Annotated in this window: 13 protein-coding genes and 1 pseudogene; 11 read left to right on the top strand and 3 right to left on the bottom strand. The window is 55.4% G+C overall.

The window, feature by feature from the left end; all coding sequences use genetic code 11:
- The first annotated feature begins 38 nt into the window (after positions 1 to 38).
- Positions 39 to 1,034 (top strand): S49 family peptidase, encoded by a 996-nt coding sequence (locus ACTHRY_RS01355; RefSeq protein WP_003747953.1) that lies wholly within the window; start codon positions 39 to 41, stop codon positions 1,032 to 1,034.
- Between the two features lie 191 nt (positions 1,035 to 1,225).
- Here the strand turns inward: ACTHRY_RS01355 and pdxA are convergent, their stop codons facing one another.
- On the bottom strand, positions 1,226 to 2,230 hold the full coding sequence (gene pdxA / locus ACTHRY_RS01360; RefSeq protein WP_049323630.1) for a 4-hydroxythreonine-4-phosphate dehydrogenase PdxA: 1,005 nt from the start codon (positions 2,228 to 2,230) through the stop codon (positions 1,226 to 1,228).
- A 157-nt stretch (positions 2,231 to 2,387) separates the two neighbouring features.
- Positions 2,388 to 2,918 (bottom strand): cytochrome b, encoded by a 531-nt coding sequence (locus tag ACTHRY_RS01365; RefSeq protein ID WP_079453790.1) that lies wholly within the window; start codon positions 2,916 to 2,918, stop codon positions 2,388 to 2,390.
- 232 nt (positions 2,919 to 3,150) lie between these two features.
- On the opposite strand from ACTHRY_RS01365, the gene ACTHRY_RS01370 reads away from it, so the two are divergent.
- From ACTHRY_RS01370 to waaA, 10 genes are all read left to right on the top strand, one after another.
- The gene (locus tag ACTHRY_RS01370) at positions 3,151 to 4,680 is read left to right on the top strand and encodes an ABC transporter permease (protein ID WP_049323631.1); all 1,530 of its coding nucleotides are present in this window, start codon (positions 3,151 to 3,153) and stop codon (positions 4,678 to 4,680) included.
- 110 nt (positions 4,681 to 4,790) lie between these two features.
- Positions 4,791 to 5,354 (top strand): hypoxanthine-guanine phosphoribosyltransferase, encoded by a 564-nt coding sequence (locus tag ACTHRY_RS01375; RefSeq protein ID WP_049323632.1) that lies wholly within the window; start codon positions 4,791 to 4,793, stop codon positions 5,352 to 5,354.
- Between the two features lie 57 nt (positions 5,355 to 5,411).
- Complete coding sequence (locus tag ACTHRY_RS01380; protein ID WP_003747942.1) at positions 5,412 to 5,840, top strand: PTS sugar transporter subunit IIA; 429 nt, start codon at positions 5,412 to 5,414, stop codon at positions 5,838 to 5,840.
- A gap of 43 nt (positions 5,841 to 5,883) precedes the next feature.
- The gene (locus tag ACTHRY_RS01385; protein WP_003747940.1) at positions 5,884 to 6,153 is read left to right on the top strand and encodes an HPr family phosphocarrier protein; all 270 of its coding nucleotides are present in this window, start codon (positions 5,884 to 5,886) and stop codon (positions 6,151 to 6,153) included.
- The gene (gene ptsP, locus ACTHRY_RS01390; RefSeq protein WP_049323633.1) at positions 6,153 to 7,916 is read left to right on the top strand and encodes a phosphoenolpyruvate--protein phosphotransferase; all 1,764 of its coding nucleotides are present in this window, start codon (positions 6,153 to 6,155) and stop codon (positions 7,914 to 7,916) included. Before ACTHRY_RS01385 ends, ptsP begins: the two co-directional genes overlap by 1 nt.
- Positions 7,917 to 8,428: 512 nt before the next feature.
- Positions 8,429 to 9,544, top strand: a complete 1,116-nt coding sequence (locus ACTHRY_RS01395) for an ABC transporter substrate-binding protein (protein WP_049323634.1) — start codon at positions 8,429 to 8,431, stop codon at positions 9,542 to 9,544.
- Between the two features lie 116 nt (positions 9,545 to 9,660).
- Entirely contained in the window at positions 9,661 to 10,707 is a 1,047-nt protein-coding gene (locus ACTHRY_RS01400; protein WP_049323635.1) for a FecCD family ABC transporter permease, read from the top strand.
- 10 nt (positions 10,708 to 10,717) lie between these two features.
- Complete coding sequence (locus tag ACTHRY_RS01405) at positions 10,718 to 11,482, top strand: ABC transporter ATP-binding protein (RefSeq protein WP_049323636.1); 765 nt, start codon at positions 10,718 to 10,720, stop codon at positions 11,480 to 11,482.
- A 68-nt stretch (positions 11,483 to 11,550) separates the two neighbouring features.
- Positions 11,551 to 11,982, top strand: a complete 432-nt coding sequence (locus ACTHRY_RS01410; protein ID WP_049323637.1) for a plastocyanin/azurin family copper-binding protein — start codon at positions 11,551 to 11,553, stop codon at positions 11,980 to 11,982.
- 138 nt (positions 11,983 to 12,120) lie between these two features.
- Entirely contained in the window at positions 12,121 to 13,383 is a 1,263-nt protein-coding gene (waaA, locus tag ACTHRY_RS01415; protein ID WP_049323638.1) for a lipid IV(A) 3-deoxy-D-manno-octulosonic acid transferase, read from the top strand.
- A 347-nt stretch (positions 13,384 to 13,730) separates the two neighbouring features.
- Here the strand turns inward: waaA and ACTHRY_RS01420 are convergent.
- Positions 13,731 to 15,536: pseudogene (locus ACTHRY_RS01420) on the bottom strand (OPT family oligopeptide transporter); the annotation flags it as partial.
- Positions 15,537 to 15,614: the final 78 nt, after the last annotated feature.

Below are 15,614 nucleotides of genomic sequence, written 5' to 3' on the forward strand. Positions count from 1 at the left end.
TGAACATTCAGACGGCCTGCACGAAAGCACATCACATCATGCAATACCGAATCCACCGTGAAGGCGATGCCCAAAACACACCCTCTTCAGCCTCCACCCCCGTCGACAACTGGGAGCGCAACACCCTGCGCGAAGTCCTTCTCGCCGCCTACCAAGAACAACGCCGCGCCCGCATTTGGCGCAACATCTGGCGCGGCGTCGCCGTCCTCATCTTCCTCAGCCTGATTTTCGGTCTTGCGGAAGAAGAAGGAAAAACCACGTCGGTCCAAGCCCGCAGCGAACACACCGCCGTTATCGACCTGACCGGCGAAATCGGCAACGACATCGACGACCAAGTCCAAATCCTGCGCGACAGCATGGAAGCCGCCTACGAAAACGGCAACGCCAAAGCCATCATCATCCGCGCCAACAGCCCCGGCGGTTCGCCTGTCGTGTCCAACACGGCCTTTAACGAAGTCCGCCGCCTCAAAGCCGAACACAAAGACATCCCCGTTTACCTCGTTGCCGAAGACATGTGCGCTTCCGGCTGCTATTACATTGCCGCCGCAGCCGACAAAATCTACGCCGATCCTTCCAGCATCGTCGGCAGCATCGGTGTGATCGGCGGCGGTTTCGACTTTACCGGCCTGATGGACAAAGCCGGTGTCAAACGCCGTCTGAAAACCGCCGGCAGCAACAAAGGCATGGGCGACCCTTTCACACCTGAAACGCCGGCGCAAACCCAAATTTGGGAAAGTATGTTGGGCGATATCCACCAAGAATTCATCAAAGCCGTCAAACTCGGCCGCGGCGCAAGGTTGAAAGACAAGCAATATCCCGACGTTTTCAGCGGCCGCATCTATACCGGCAAAGAAGCCAAACAGGTCGGCCTGATTGACGACTTCGGCAGCATTTACAGCGTCGCCCGCGATGTCGTCAAAGCCCCCGAGCTGGTCAACTACACGCCGCAAGACGATTTCAGCAAAATGCTCAGCCGCCGCTTCGGTGCGGAAGTGAAGGCCAAAGTCAAAGAAACTTTGTCTGAAATTTGGTAAACAAAAAACCAAAAGGCCGTCTGAAACCCTAAAAATCGGGGCTTCAGACGGCCTTGTTATATATGGTTTTTAAAATAAAACGCTGATTATTGTCCAAACACTCATCGGCTTTATCAACCGACAGGCAAATATTTCCTGATGATGCTCTTACAGGAACACTTTACGCCGACAAACGATCAAACCTCCACGCTTCAGACGGCCTGTTTCTGCATATTGTGCGCCATATCGAGCGCGGCGCGGACGGCGGTCATCAGGCTGCCGGAATCGGCTTTGCCCGTGCCTGCCAAATTCAAGGCCGTGCCATGATCGACGGAGGTGCGGATAAAGGGCAGGCCGAGGGTAATGTTCACGCCTTCGCCGAAACCGGCGTATTTGAGCACCGGCAGGCCCTGGTCGTGATACATGGCGAGGACGGCATCGGCATCTTTGAGCAAGAAGGGTTGGAACACGGTATCGGCCGGATAAGGGCCGCGCGCGTCTATGCCTTCGGCCTGCAGGGCATGAAGCGCCGGAATAATGGTGTCGATTTCTTCGTGTCCCAAATGGCCGCCTTCGCCGGCGTGGGGATTGAGGCCGGTAACGAGGATGACCGGTTTGGCTATGCCGAACTTATGACGCAGGTCGTGTTCAAGAATGCGGACAACCGACTCGATTAAAGGCTTCGTGATGGCGGCGGAAATGTCTTTCAGCGGCAGATGGGTGGTCACCAACGCCACGCGCAGGCCGCCGCCGGTCAACATCATGACGACTTGTTCGGTATGGCTTTTTTCGGCAAGGTATTCGGTATGGCCGCTGAAAAAGCCGTTGCCTGCGTGGGCATCGTTGATGATGCCTTTATGCAGCGGCGCAGTCACCATACCGGCAAACAGGCCGTCTGAAATGCCTTGATACGCCGTATCCAGCAGCCGGAGCACATACGCGGCATTGGCAGGATTGAGTTCGCCCGCCCGACATTCGGCATCTAAAGGAATATGCAGAACTTCGAGTTCGCCCTTGGGCAACGGATCGGCCGCTTGAGCTTGAAAATCGCGCAGGATGACGGATTTGCCGAGCTGTTCGGCCCTTTGCGCCAACAGGTTTTTATCGCACAAAACAACGGGGCGGCAAGGAAGGTCGGCGAAAGCCAAATCAAGGCAGATGTCGGGGCCGATGCCGGCCGGTTCGCCGGAAGTGATGGAGAGGATGGGAGCAGTCATGGTGTTTCTCGGTATGGTTTACAGTATTTAGACAACAGTCAGGCAAAATGCCTGCCCTACTTTTGCAGATTAACACAAATACAAAAAGGCCGTCTGAAAACAGTTTTTGCTTGGTCAAACTGTGTTCAGACGGCCTTGTCTGTTTACCGTTTTATACTTAAGAACGGCGGCCGATCATGCGGTACAAAACGTCGTGGCCTTGAATGCGGTGGACGATGACCATGGCAATGTGGCCGGCGACCAGCGCGAAGAGCAGCCAGCCGAGTTTGCCATGCGCCATATTGCCGAGGTTGGCCATCCATTCGATTTTTTCAGGCGAACCCTGCATCACTTGGACACCGAATACTTTCAACGGGCCGCGGCCGCTACCGTATTGGCGGATCATGCCGATAACGGGAACGGCAAGCATGAGGACGTAAAGGGCAAGGTGGCCGGCTTTGGCGGCAAAGCTGTCAGCGGCAGGACGTTTGGACGCATTGATCAAGGCCCAAACAATGCGCACGATAATCACCAGCAGCGTGATGAAACCGATGGATTTGTGCACGCCGAAGAGTGCGCCGACCCATTCTTCGCCGTCATAAATGGTCCAGATGGCGATGGTGGTCAGGATGCCGATGAAGCCGAGTACGGTCAGCCAGTGCAATGCGCGCGAGACGGTATCGTAGGTTTGGGGACGTGTAGTGGTCATAATGTTTCCTTGTTTTTGATTTATTTGATTTTTTGAAGCGGCGGATTGTATCAAAAATGCCCAACCAATTTTGTTGCCTTTTTGAAGAAATTTCGTAAATATTTGAAAATTTTAAAGAAACAACGATTTTATCCGTTCAACTACCCGGGCCGTCTGAAAACAAGGGCAGGAATACCACCTTCTGCGCCGAACTCGGGCTAAAATAGGCGTTTTTATTCTCGGGTACGCATCGATGCAGGTTTGGGTTCGGCGGTGTGCGCTGTTGCTGCTGCCTTTGGGTTTCTTGGCGGTCATGGTGGCCGCGCCTTTGCTGTCGCTGGCGTTTTACGACGGCGAGGGCGCTTGGGCGGAAGTGGTGGCTGATGACTATATGCGCCTGCGCTTGGGCTGGACGGTGGCGCAGGCGGTTTTGACCTGCGTCTTGGTCACGGCTTTGGGCGTGCCTGCGGCGTGGGTGCTGGCGCGGATGGACTTTGCCGGACGGCGCACGGTTTTGCGCCTGCTGATGCTGCCTTTTGTGATGCCGACTTTGGTGGCAGGCATGGGCGTGCTGGCCTTGTTTGGCGCACACGGCATGCTGGCGGCAGGTTGGCAGGACACGCCGTGGCTGCTGATTTACGGCAACGTGTTTTTCAACCTGCCGGTTTTGGTACGCTCGGCGTATCAGGGATTTGTGCGTGTGCCGCAGGCGCGGTTGCTGTCGGCGCAATCTTTGGGCGCGGACGCGTGGCGGCGGTTTGTCTGGGTCGAATGGCCGGTGGTGCGTGCATGGGTTGCCGGCGGCGCGTGCTTGGTGTTTTTATATTGCTTTTCAGGCTTCGGGCTGGCCTTGCTGCTCGGCGGCGAGCGTTTTGCAACGGTGGAAGTGGAAATCTACCGGCTGGTGGCGTACGAGTTGGACATGGCGCGTGCGTCGGTGTTGGTGTGGCTGGTTCTGGCGGCTACGGCGGCGGCCGGTGGTTTGTATGCGTATTGGAGCAAGCGCGTGGCGGTGGATAAGTCGGTCTCGCCTTTGCCTCCGCGCGCGCCGGTACGGGCTTGGGAAAAATGGCTGACGGCAACGGTATTGGCCATGTTGGTGCTGTGCTGCCTGCTGCCTTTGGCGGCGGTGTGGCTCAAGGCGGCAGCAGCAGGCTCTTCGTGGGCGGTTTTGCTGGAAGCGCAAACGTGGGCGGCAGTGTGGAACACGATCCGTTTCTCTGCGGCAGCCGTGGCGGCAGCGACGGTTTTGGGCGTGCTGTATGCGGCAGCGGCACGGCAAATGGCGTGGTTGCGCGCGCTGATGTTTTTACCGTTTATGGTGTCGCCCGTGTGCATCGCGTTTGGTGTTTTGCTGCTCTATCCGCAATGGACGGCTTCGCTGTGGCTGCTGACGGCGACTTACGCGCTGTTGGCGTATCCGTTTGTGGCTAAAGACGTATTGGCTGCGTGGGACGGTTTGCCCAAAGATTATGCGGAGGCGGCGCACACCATGGGCGCAAACGGTTTTCAGACGGCCTGTTATGTAACCGCGCCTTTATTAAAACCGGCCTTACGGCGCGGCCTGACTTTGGCTTCGGCAACGTGTATCGGCGAATTTGCAGCCACATTGTTCCTGTCGCGCCCCGAATGGCAGACGCTGACCACCTTGATTTACGATTATCTCGGGCGCGCCGGTGCGGACAATTACGGACGGGCGATGGTGTTGACGGCCGTATTGACCGCTTTGGCTTTGGCGGCATTTTTGCTGGTGGACGAAGCAGAAGGACAAAAGGCCGTCTGAACGCGTTCGGTTTCAATTTCCTCCCTTCCCATGCGCCATTGCGGCCTGTATCGAAAATTGATTGAATCCGCTATATAATTTGTTTTTAACCGTAACCAACACGACCTATCATGACCGACTTAGAAACCAAACGCCTTGAAACCCAAGCCATGCTGGACAATGCCGACTTGCTGTTTGACCAAGAACAATGCCGCGCGGCCCTGCAAAAAGTTGCCGACGACATCACCCGCGACTTGGCCGACAAATACCCCCTGCTGCTGCCTGTCATGGGTGGAGCGGTGGTGTTTACAGGACAGCTGCTGCCGCTGTTGCGCTTCCCTCTGGACTTTGACTACGTCCACGTTTCCCGCTACGGCGACAAACTCGCAGGCGGCGCGTTCAACTGGAAACGCATGCCCGACCCCGAGCAAATCAAAGGCCGTCATGTCGTCGTTTTGGACGACATCTTGGACGAAGGCCACACCATGGCCGCCATTCAGGAAAAACTGTTGGAAATGGGCGCGGCGAGCTGCCGTGCGGCCGTATTTGCCAACAAGCTGATCGACAAAGAAAAACCGACCCAAGCCGACTATATCGGTTTGGACGTGCCCAACCGCTACGTCTTCGGCTATGGCATGGATGCCGCCGACTGCTGGCGCAACCTCGGCGAAATCTACGCCTTAAACAACAAATAAAACCAAGGCCGTCTGAAAGGTTTTCAGACGGCCTCAAACCAACACTAGGAACACATCATGATCGGCCTGCTTATCATCACGCACGAAACCATAGGCGAAGCCTACCAAGGGCTGACCCACCATTTCTTCCCCAACGGCTTTCCCGAAAACGTCCGTATTCTCGGCGTTCAGCCCAATGAAGACCAAAACGACATCATCAATAACGCCATCGCCGCCTTGCAGGAATTTCCCGACAACCGCGGCGTACTGATCATGACCGACATCTTCGGCGCCACCCCGTGCAACGCCGCACGCCGACTGGTGCGCGAAAACAAATCCGCCATCCTGACCGGCCTCAACGCCCCGATGATGATTAAAGCCATCCAATACTCATCACAAGCCGAAAACCTCTCCGACTTCACCGAAACCGTCAAAGAAGCCGCCATCCGGGGCATTTTCGCCATTACATCCGCACCCGAAGACCTGGTGTGCAAAGAAAACGGCTAAGGCCGTCTGAAAACATTTACTTTACAACCATTAGGGGAAATCCATGCTCAAACAAGAAATCGAAATCATCAACAAACTCGGCCTGCACGCGCGCGCCTCCAGCAAATTCACCCAAACCGCCTCCCAATTCCAAAGCGAAGTCTGGGTTACCAAAAACGGCAACCGCGTCAACGGCAAAAGCATCATGGGCCTGATGATGCTGGCCGCCGCCAAAGGCACCGTGATTGAGCTGGAAACAGACGGCGCAGACGAAGCCGCCGCCATGCAGGCGTTGACCGACCTCATCAACGACTACTTCGGCGAGGGCGAATAATGAGCATCGTCCTACACGGTGTGGCCGCAGGCAAAGGCATCGCCATCGGCCACGCCCACCTCATCACGCGCGGCACAACGGAAGTCCCCCAATACGACATCGATCCCGACAAACTTGATACCGAAGTCGCCCGTTTCGACAACGCCATCAAAGCCACGCGCAAAGAATTGGAACAATTGCGCAGCGCGATTCCCGAAAACGCCCCGACCGAATTGGGCGCGTTCATTTCCCTACACCTCATGCTGCTGACCGACGTTACCCTCTCGCGCGAACCCATCGACATTTTGCGCGAGCAGAAAATCAACGCCGAATGGGCATTAAAACAACAAAGCGACAAGCTCGCCGCCCAGTTCGACAGCATCGACGACGACTACCTGCGCGAACGCAAACAGGACATGCTCCAAGTCGTCCGCCGCATCCACAACAACCTTGTCGGCCAAAGCAACGAAATCAACCTTGCCGGCAACCTGTTTGACGATACCGTCCTCATCGCGCACGACCTCTCGCCTGCCGATACCGTACTATTCAAAGAGCAGCACATTACCGCCTTCGTAACCGATGCCGGCGGCCCGACCAGCCACACCGCCATCTTAGGCCGCAGCCTCGACATCCCGTCCGTCATCGGCCTGCACAACGCCCGCAAACTCATCACCGAAAACGAAATCGTCATCGTCGACGGCATCAACGGCGTCCTCATCATCGATCCCGACGAAGTCGTCCTCAACGAATACCGCCGCCTCGCCCGCGAATACCGCAGCCACAAGCGCGAACTCAACAAAATCAAAAAAACTGCCGCCACCACGGCCGACGGCATCAACATTGAGTTGCTCGCCAATATCGAATCCGCCGAAGACATCAAAGCCCTGCACAACTTCGGCGCAGACGGCGTCGGCCTGTTCCGCAGCGAATTCCTCTACCTCAACCGCGACAACATGCCGACCGAAGACGAACAATACGAAGTCTATGCCGGCATCGTCAAAAAACTCAAAGGCAAAAACATCACCATCCGTACCGTCGATTTGGGCGTCGACAAAAATCCGCGCTGGTTCGGCCAAAACAGCACGCCCAACGGCAGCCTCAACCCCGCGCTCGGCCTGACCGGCATCCGTTTGTGTCTCGCCGAGCCGGTCATGTTCCGTACCCAAATGCGCGCCATCCTCCGCGCCGCCGCCCACGGCCCCGTGCGCATGATGTGGCCGATGATTACATCTATTTCCGAAGTGCGCCAATGCCTTATCCATCTGGACACGGCCCAACGCCAGCTGACCGAACGCGGCGAAACCTTCGGCCCGGTCAGCATCGGCTGCATGATCGAAATCCCGTCCGCCGCCATGACCGTCGGCAGCATCCTCAAGCTCGTCGACTTCGTTTCCATCGGCACCAACGACCTGATTCAATACCTCCTATCAGTCGACCGCGGCGACGACAGCGTCAGCCACCTCTACCAACCCGGCCACCCTGCCGTCCTCAAAACGCTGCAACACATCATCCGCACCGCCAACCGCATGGAAAAAGGTGTCTCCATCTGCGGCGAAATGGCCGGCGATACCGTCTTCACCCGACTGTTGCTCGGCATGGGCTTGCGCCGATTCTCCATGAACCCCAACAACCTGCTTTCGGTTAAAAACATCATCCTGCACAGCCACACCGGCCATCTTGAAAACGATGCCGCCAAAATCCTGCGCTGCGAAGACCCGGAAAAAGCCGAGAAACTGATTAAAATCCTCAACCAAAGCGAGCAGGCGGAATCACAGGCCGTCTGAACTAACAAGGGCGTGTTTCGATACACGCCCTTTTTATTCGTCCCCATTTTTAGTTTATGCCCGATTCGCCCTCAAGCCCTCTTCTTCCCTATTTCGCCCTTTCAAAAACCAACCTTTTTCACTTTTCCCAAATACTGCTTACAGGCCGTCTGAAAAATATAGGGCGCAAGTGAAATAAAACTTTTATGCCCACACCAAAGGCCGTCTGAACCCCGATTACAAGGTTTCAGACGGCCTTGTTTTCAACCGAATACCTTTTATTTTTTTGCAATAAAAACCCTTTACCTATCCCTTCCTGCTACTGCCCACTATGGCTTTAGACACACCATATCATTCCTTTTTACTAGGTCTTCAGTACACCCAAGCCCTATATCAACACTATCCCTTCGTTTTAATGATGCAACTTTTTATTCCGAAATATGTCTATCCCTACATTCACTTGAAAAAAGATTCAATACCTTGTAAATTTATAAAAAGATAGTAATTATCATCATATTTTAAAGGAATGATTCATGAGATTTACGCAACTTTCTGCTTTGATTACCGTCGCAGCTTTATCAGTCGGCTCCGTATCCGCTTTTGCCAAACCTGTTCAGCTGACCGATACCGTCGGCCGCAAGGTAACCGTTGACCTGCCTGCCAAACGCGTGGTTTTGGGCTTCTATTACCAAGACTACATGGCCATCGGCGGTAAAACCGCGCTGGACAACGTCGTCGGTTTCTCCAAAGCAGTTTGGGCCGACTGGGCGCCACCAAGCTGGGCGGCATTCAGCAAAGCCGTGCCTAAGTTGAACCAGCTTGCCGACGTGGGCGAAGTGGAAGTCGGCACATTCTCGATTGAGAAAGTATTGGCATTGAAACCCGATTTGCTGGTTTTGGCCGAATGGCAATACAAGGCTTTGGGTTCCGATCTCGACCGCATCAACAAAGCCGGCATCCCCATCGTCGTGTTGGACTACAACGCGCAAACAGTGGCCAAACACGTTCAATCGACCAAACTCATCGGCACATTGACCGGCCAGCAGCAAAAAGCCGACAAACTGGCGGCAGACTACAAACGCGTTGCCGACACCATCCAGGCGCGCGTGCAAAAAGCCAACCTGCCCAAGCCTAAAGTCTATGTCGAGTTCGGCAACAAAGGCCCTGCGGAACACAGCGTTACCTTCGGCAAAAGCATGTGGGGTTCGATGGCAACGCTGGTCGGCGGCAACAATATCGCCGCTTCTTCGGTTGAATTCTACGGCCCGATCAATCCTGAAAAAGTCCTCGCCGCCAAACCCGACGTGATCGTGATTACCGGCCGCGAAACCGAATTGAAGAAAAACCCTGCCGCCATGGTAATGGGCTGGGGCATTCCAAAAGCCGAAGCGGAAAAACGCTTGGCCGGTTTTGCCAAACGCGCCGGCTGGGCGAACCTGCCTGCGATTAAAAACAACCGCCTCTACGCCGCCTACCATGCCAACTCGCGCACGCTGTCCGACAGCGCATCGATTCAATTTATGGCCAAAGCGATTTATCCGCAGTTGTTTAAAGATTTCAACCCTGAGAAAACCTATCTGGACTTCTACCGCCAAAACCTGCCCGTCGTTCCGAGCGGCACGTTCTACCTCTATCCGAAAGGACAATAAGGTAGTTTAGATTTTCAGACGGCCTTTTAAATCGGAAGGCCGTCTGAAATTTTTGCGGAAGAAAAAGGCAAACCTGTTCTCCCCTTTCACAACACTCTTTTTTAAAGGTTTGAAACATGAATGATTCGGTTGTCGCCGAGATTGTGAAAAACCAGCGCAGGCTAGAAGGCAAGCGTTGGTTGATTGTTTTGATGTTTTTAATCATCGCGGCGGTCAGTTTCTTATTCGACATCGCCACCGGCCCGGCGATGACGGACACGCTGCCTGTCGGCGAAGTGGTTAATGTTTTGCTGGGCAAACCCGAAGTCGATGAAATGAACCGCCTGATTGTGATGGATTTGCGCCTGCCGATTGCGGTGATGGCGCTGGTGGTCGGTGCGGCTTTGGGCGTCGGTGGGGCGGAGATTCAGACGCTCTTGAACAACCCGATGGCCAGCCCTTATACGCTGGGCTTGGCTGCGGCGGCGGGTTTGGGCGCGTCGGTGGTGATTGCGTTCGGCGGTTTCGGGCTGCCTGAAACGGTCGCCGTCCCCATTGGTGCGTTTGTGATGACCATGCTGGCTTCGGGCATCTTGTTTCTGTTTGCCTCGGCGCGCCGCTTCAATTCGGCGATGCTGGTGTTGGTGGGGATTGCGCTGTTGTTTCTGTTTCAGTCGATTTTGTCGCTGATTCAGTTTATCGCCGCGCCTGAGATTTCGCAGCAGATTCTGTTTTGGCTGTTCGGCAGTTTGACCAAGGCGACTTGGGAGACGGTCATCGTCACGGCGGCGGTTACGGCGGTATGCGTGTTTCTGCTTTCGCGCGACGTGTGGAAGCTGACCGCGCTGCGTTTGGGCGAAGAGCGCGCCGTCGGGCTGGGTATCAATCTGCAATTTTTGCGCCTGAAAACGCTGGTGTTGGTGGCGGTGATGACGGCGACGGCGATCAGTTTTGTCGGCGTCATCGGCTTTATCGGCTTGGTCGCGCCGCATGTGGCGCGGATTCTTTTAGGCGAAGACCAACGTTTCTTCCTGCCCGGCGCGATGCTGGCGGGGGCGGCGTTTTTATCGGTCGCCAGCGTGTTGTCCAAGGTGATTATCCCCGGCGCGCTGTTTCCGGTGGGCATCGTTACGTCGTTTGTCGGCGTGCCGTTCTTCTTCTGGATTGTATTAACGAAACGATAGGCCGTCTGAAATGTTGAAACTTGAAAACGTACACATCCGGCGCGGCGATTATGTCGTCGCCGACAATATCGATTTGACGCTGGAACAAGGCAAAGTCTATTCCGTGCTCGGCCCGAACGGCACGGGCAAATCCTCGCTGATGAAAACGATTTTCGGCGAAGTGGCGCACAAAGGCACCATCCGCTACGGCGACGAAATGTTGAGCAAAATCCACCTGCAAAGCTGGCGCAAACGCATAGGCTATATGCCGCAGGACACCGCCGCCGAAGCCTCGCTGACCGCGCTGGAAGTCGTGCTGCTCGGCCGCATGGACGCGCTGCACATGCACGTCGGCGACGAACTGCTGCACGAAGCCGCAAGTATCATGGCGGAGCTGGGCATCGGCCACTTGGCGCACCGCGACGTCATGCGGCTTTCCGGCGGACAGCGGCAGCTTGTGATGTTTGCCCAAGTCATGCTGCGCCGCCCCGAAATCCTGATGCTGGACGAACCGGTCAGCGCGCTGGATATGCACCACCAATTGAACCTCTTGGAGCGCGTGGTGCAATACACGCACGAACACAATCTGGTTACGCTGATGGTCTTGCACGATTTGAGCCTCGCCGCGCAGTTTTCAGACGGCGTGATTCTACTCGGCGAAGGCAAAGTACAGGCGCAGGGCGCGCCGCAGGACGTGTTGCAGGCGGACATGATAGGCAGGCTGTATAAAGTGGACATCGAACTTTTATACGACAGCAAAGGCCTGCCCGTTATCCGCCCGATGCGGCAATCCTAGCTGAGAAATCTGCCACCAAGAAACCAGCCCCGCAACCATTTTATACTCTTCACAAAAAGGACTCCCCCATGAAAAAATCCCTCTTCCTCCTGATGCTGACCGCTTCCCTCAGCGCATACGCCGCCAACCACGAAGTCAAAATGCTCGACAACGGCAAAGACGGCAGCATGGTGTTCGAACCCGGCTACGTCAACGCCAAGGTCGGCGACACCGTAACCTTCAAAGCTACTAACAGCGGCCACTGGGTGCAAAGCAAAGCCCTGCCCGACGGCGTTGCCGACTTCCTCTCCGAAGACGGCAAAGACTTCACCCTCAAACTCGACAAGGAAGGCGTGTATGTCTATACCTGCCCGCCGCACCGCATGATGAACATGAGCGGCGTGATCCAGGTCGGCAAACCGGTGAACAAAGCCAAAGCGCAAGCCGTTGTCGATGAAATGGAAAACCGCGCCATGCAAAGCAAAGGCCGTCTGAAAAAATACATGGCGCAAGTGAAGTAAAAGCGTTTATGCCTGCATTAAAGGCCGTCTGAAACCTTTCAGACGGCCTGTTTCCTTTGCGTAAAACACGCATCAAAGCTATATCTTCCGTTTCAGTTTCCGATAAAATAGGCCTATTCCGACACAAGACCCGTAAGCATGATACGCCGCCTTTACGCCACGCTATGGCACCTCGCCCCCTTCCTGATCCGCCGCCACCTGCGCCGCCGCGCCCTCAAATCCCCAGCCTATCTCGAGCATTGGGACGAGCGTTTCGGGCAGGCGTATCCCAATCCCGTGCAACATCCGATTTGGATACACGCCGTATCCGTCGGCGAAACGCGTGCGGCCGAACCTTTAGTGCAAGCATTGCGCCGCCATTTTCCCGACTCGCCGTTTCTGATTACCCAAATGACGCCGACCGGCCGCGCCACCGCGCAATCCCTGTTCCCCGATGCGCAATGCCGTTACCTGCCCTACGACAAATCCGAATGGGTCGCCCGGTTTTTAGCCGAACACCGCCCCATCTGCGGCATTTTGATGGAAACCGAAATCTGGCCCAACCTGATGCACGGCTGCCAAAAAGCAGGCATTCCCCTCTTTCTGGCCAACGCGCGCCTCTCCGAAAAATCCCAACGCGGCTACCTCAAAATCCGCAAACTGGTCGAGCCTGCCATGCAGACCCTCTCCGGCTGCTTTGCCCAAACCGCCGCCGATGCCGAACGCCTGCACCTCATCGGCGCATCCAACGTCCACGTCTGCGGCAACACCAAATACGACATCGCGCCCCCCGACGACCTGCGTCCGCTTGCCGCCGCCTTTAAAGAACGCATCGGCGCACGAGCCGTCGTCGTCTGCGCCAGCACGCGCGTGTACAAAGGCACAGACGAAGCCGAGCTGCTCCTCAAAGCATGGCAGGGCTACCGCGACAATGCTTTGTTGGTCATCGTCCCGCGCCACCCTGAAAACTTTCAGACGGCCTACGATACCGCCAAATCGCTTGGTTATACCGTCCAAAAACGCAGCGACGGACAACCCGTTTCCCCCGATACACAGGTTTGGATAGGCGACAGCATGGGCGAACTTGCCGCCTACTACCTCAGCGCAGACATTGCCTTCGTCGGCGGCAGCCTCGTAGATGCCGGCTGCCAAAACATCATCGAACCCATCGCCTGCCGCGTCCCCACCCTCTTCGGCTACTCCAACTACAACTTCGCCCAAGCCTGCAAAGGCGCAGTCGAAGCCAAAGCCGCCGTCCGCGTCGAAACCGCCGAAGCCTGGTATAGAACCACGCGCCAATACCTCGACGACGAAACGCTGCGCCAACAGCTGATCAGCCACACCGAGCAATTCATTTCGCAACACCAAGGCGCCAGTGCCAAAATTGCCAAAGCGATTGCGGATTGTTTGAATCAGCGTTAAACAATAAAAAACCGCCTGTTCATGACAAACAGGCGGAAACTGAAAAACAGTTTTTTGTTTTCAGCCGTTTAATTGACTAAGAGCAGGAACAGGGTTAGGATAATCCTAACGACTGTCCGCAGTCTCAGTCATGAACGACCCGTGCGAGTGGTATGTTTCATGATTGAAACCATCCTTTCTAGGGCGGTTTCAGCACAAAGCCCCACTGCAATGGGGCTTTTTTGCTACCAGCCCCGCAACAATTATACCCAAACTTCCTAAAATCATTCCAAACAAATTTCCACTGAAAAGGCCGTCTGAAACCCCAATGTTTTGGGTTTCAGACGGCCTTTTCTCAACCTACAAACTTAACGTCCTGCTTTCAACACGCGGCGTGCAAACACGAACATACCAAAAACAAAAAACGCCAAGCCCAGCCATTTGGCGGCCGTATCCCAGTTTTCCAGGTTCAGGGCCAAAGGCGCATCCGAACCGCCGTTGGTTACGGAGAAGGCGATGATAAACGCCATAATCACACCGATCAGGCTCTCGCCGACAATCAAACCGGCGGAAAACAGCGTACCGATACGTTCCGCATTTTTCAGACGGCCTTCACGGTTTTCCTGACGGCGGGCAATGACGGATTTCAACACCGCCGCCAATACCGCGCCGATTACAATCGGCATATTCACAGACGGCGGCAGGTAAATGCCCATGCCCACGGCCAATACCGGCAAAGCGCGCTTGCCGCCGGAAGATTTGCGCAATGTGAAATCGACCGCAATCAACGCCACGCCGATGCCCACACCAGTGAAAATATAATCCCATTGCAGATTGTGCGAGAAAATACCTTGGGCGATGGTGGTCATCAAAGTTGCCTGAGGCGCGGCAAGGGCTTGGGCCGCATCCATGCCTTCACGCGGCATCGCGCCGGTAAAGCCGTAGGCTTCATACAAAAGCTCCAACACAGGCGAAATCACCAATGCACCGACAACGCAGCCGACAATCAGCGCGACCTGCTGTTTCCAAGGCGTTGCCTTTACCAGATAACCCGTTTTCAAATCCTGCAGGTTGTCATTGGAGATCGAAGCCACACAAATCACAGACGCGCCGCAAAACAGCGTCAACGCCAGCAGGAATTTGCGGTTTGCCTCATCCGCCATCAAGCCGCCGGATTCACCGACCAACAGCAACACCAGCGAAATAATAACGATAGAGACGATGCCCACGCCCGAAATCGGGCTGGAAGACGAACCGACCAAACCGGCCATATAACCGCAAGCCGCGGCCACCAAAAAGCCGATAATCGAAGCCAGCAACGTACATACGACCACCAACAGCCAAGCCAAACCGCCGGAAATATGCGAGTCGCCGATAAAGTGGAAGAAAGACACGCCCAACACCAGCATCATCGCCAACACCCAAGCAATCATCGCCTTAGGCGACAAATCCTGTTCCGTGCGCTCGGTCATCTGCGCGCCGCCGAAATTGCGGAAAGACAGGCGCATACCCTCGACCATCGGTTTCATCAAAGTCAACAGCGTCCAAATAGCCGCGATACCGATCGTACCTGCGCCGATAAAACGGACTTTTTCCTTCCACAAAGACATCGCAAAAGGAATCATCTCCATATCGGCAGGTTGCGGAATATGCGCCGACAGATAAGGCACGGCCACACCCCAGGCAATCGAAATACCCAGCAAAATCGCGATACCGCCGGTCAGTCCGACCAAATAGCCCGCGCCCAGCAAAGCCAGCGAAAAGCCCATCGGCACTTGAAACACCGACGCGCCGCCTTTAAACCAAAAGCTCGCGCTGTCGGCCACCACGCGCAAACCGCTTGCGCAGAAGCTCATCAAACCGGCCAGAGCGCCGCCCGACATCAACTCCTTGATACCGCTGCCGCCTTCCTGTTTGTCCGCATCATGGTCGCCGACCTTCAAAATCTCAGCCGCCGCCACGCCTTCCGGATAAGGCAAATCGCTCTTCACCACCATCGCATAACGCAAAGGCACAGTGAAAATCACACCTAAAATACCGCCGGACATACACAGCAGCGTTGTCTGCCAAAACGGAAAGCCCGCCCAATAACCGGCCATCAGCAAACCCGGCAGAATAAAAATAATACTGGAGAGCGTACCCGCGGCCGAAGCCTGGGTCTGCACCATATTATTTGGGGCTGACGTAGATTAGCAGTTATGCTAGGCTACGAAAATGCAGATAACCAATTGTAAATTAAGCAAGAGATTTCA

It is taken from the genome of Neisseria sp. P0004.S004, from assembly GCF_051963335.1.
Taxonomy (GTDB): Bacteria; Pseudomonadota; Gammaproteobacteria; order Burkholderiales; family Neisseriaceae; genus Neisseria.

What these genes read in the sequence shown, in the direction of transcription:
- ACTHRY_RS01355 (WP_003747953.1), top strand. Translation starts at nt 39, where the DNA reads ATGCAATACCGAATCCACCGTGAAGGCGATGCCCAAAACACACCCTCT.
- pdxA (WP_049323630.1), bottom strand. Translation starts at nt 2,230, where the DNA reads ATGACTGCTCCCATCCTCTCCATCACTTCCGGCGAACCGGCCGGCATC.
- ACTHRY_RS01365 (WP_079453790.1), bottom strand. Translation starts at nt 2,918, where the DNA reads ATGACCACTACACGTCCCCAAACCTACGATACCGTCTCGCGCGCATTG.
- ACTHRY_RS01370 (WP_049323631.1), top strand. Translation starts at nt 3,151, where the DNA reads ATGCAGGTTTGGGTTCGGCGGTGTGCGCTGTTGCTGCTGCCTTTGGGT.
- ACTHRY_RS01375 (WP_049323632.1), top strand. Translation starts at nt 4,791, where the DNA reads ATGACCGACTTAGAAACCAAACGCCTTGAAACCCAAGCCATGCTGGAC.
- ACTHRY_RS01380 (WP_003747942.1), top strand. Translation starts at nt 5,412, where the DNA reads ATGATCGGCCTGCTTATCATCACGCACGAAACCATAGGCGAAGCCTAC.
- ACTHRY_RS01385 (WP_003747940.1), top strand. Translation starts at nt 5,884, where the DNA reads ATGCTCAAACAAGAAATCGAAATCATCAACAAACTCGGCCTGCACGCG.
- ptsP (WP_049323633.1), top strand. Translation starts at nt 6,153, where the DNA reads ATGAGCATCGTCCTACACGGTGTGGCCGCAGGCAAAGGCATCGCCATC.
- ACTHRY_RS01395 (WP_049323634.1), top strand. Translation starts at nt 8,429, where the DNA reads ATGAGATTTACGCAACTTTCTGCTTTGATTACCGTCGCAGCTTTATCA.
- ACTHRY_RS01400 (WP_049323635.1), top strand. Translation starts at nt 9,661, where the DNA reads ATGAATGATTCGGTTGTCGCCGAGATTGTGAAAAACCAGCGCAGGCTA.
- ACTHRY_RS01405 (WP_049323636.1), top strand. Translation starts at nt 10,718, where the DNA reads ATGTTGAAACTTGAAAACGTACACATCCGGCGCGGCGATTATGTCGTC.
- ACTHRY_RS01410 (WP_049323637.1), top strand. Translation starts at nt 11,551, where the DNA reads ATGAAAAAATCCCTCTTCCTCCTGATGCTGACCGCTTCCCTCAGCGCA.
- waaA (WP_049323638.1), top strand. Translation starts at nt 12,121, where the DNA reads ATGATACGCCGCCTTTACGCCACGCTATGGCACCTCGCCCCCTTCCTG.